Annotated in this window: 1 protein-coding gene; it reads left to right on the forward strand. The window is 63.6% G+C overall.

Annotation, left to right across the window (positions count from 1 at the left end):
• Positions 1–225 precede the first annotated feature (225 nt).
• Entirely contained in the window at positions 226–633 is a 408-nt protein-coding gene (locus AB0I88_RS41355) for a recombinase family protein (RefSeq protein WP_361037793.1), read from the forward strand.
• The last annotated feature ends 424 nt before the right edge of the window (positions 634–1057 follow it).

Raw genomic sequence — 1057 nt, forward strand, 5'->3', positions numbered from 1 at the left:
GAGATCGAGATCTCGGTGATGGGCAAGACCGAGGACCGCGACAGGATGTACGAGCTGGGCGCCCGCCTATTCACGATCCACACCGGCGGCCCGACACCGGATCTCACCGAACTTCGCGAGTTCCTCGCCTGGCGGGACAAAATCAACGCCTGACGATCTCTAGGGCAGGGGGCCGATTCTCGGTTCCCGCATATTCGGCCCCCCTGCACCTGGGAAGATCTGAGAATGCCTACCTTGCCCCGCGCGGCCGTCTACGCACGGTCTCGCGTCTCCGGCCCAGGCGGCGTGCAAAACCCCCAGAGCGAAGCGCTCGCCGCCGCAGAACAGATCACCGTCTGCCGAGCCTACACTGCGGCCCACGGCATGGACGTTGTCGACGAATACGTCGACCTCGGAGTCGGTGTACGTGACAAGCGACCCGAATACGACCGGCTGATCGCTGACCTCGATACCGGCCGCCTCGACGTCATCATCATCGAAGGACCTGACCGCGTTGCTCGGTCACTACGGGAACGCGACGCCCTGCAAGAGCGGTGCGAAGCTGTTGGCTGCCAGGTGCACCTGGCAAACCCTGGCTGTCCTTGGGACGACGACGCCAAGATCTTCGCAAGCATCGGAGCCTTCGGCTCCTAAGATCGAATACGCACAACTACCGCCTCTTCAACCCCATATCGGACGCCCTCCGGCCGAGATCGTGGCCGACCTGCACAGCACCATCGAGTCGAATCGCCTGTTCGAACTCAAGCGCCACTGGCAGGTCTCACTCGCCGCCCCTACTCATGCGCCCGGCCCCTCGGAAACGCATGAGCGAAAGCACCTACCTCACCGCCGTCAAAGCTGCCTCCGCACTCGGATGGCGACGGGTCGAACCAGTTCCTCTCGGCGCTCTCGAACACCCTCCATCCCCTGAGAGTTCTCGCCTCGCCCACGAAAGGCACCGCCCGCCAGTAACTCCAGGGCACCATTGAGCTGATCTCAGCAACGCGAATGTGTTGATTGGTGCGACACGGGCGAAGGCGGCGAGATCGGGCGATGCTGGAAGAGGACGCGGAGCCCT

Origin of the sequence: Actinoplanes sp. NPDC049802 (assembly GCF_040656595.1) — a bacterium.
In the GTDB taxonomy this organism is placed as follows: domain Bacteria; phylum Actinomycetota; class Actinomycetes; order Mycobacteriales; family Micromonosporaceae; genus Actinoplanes.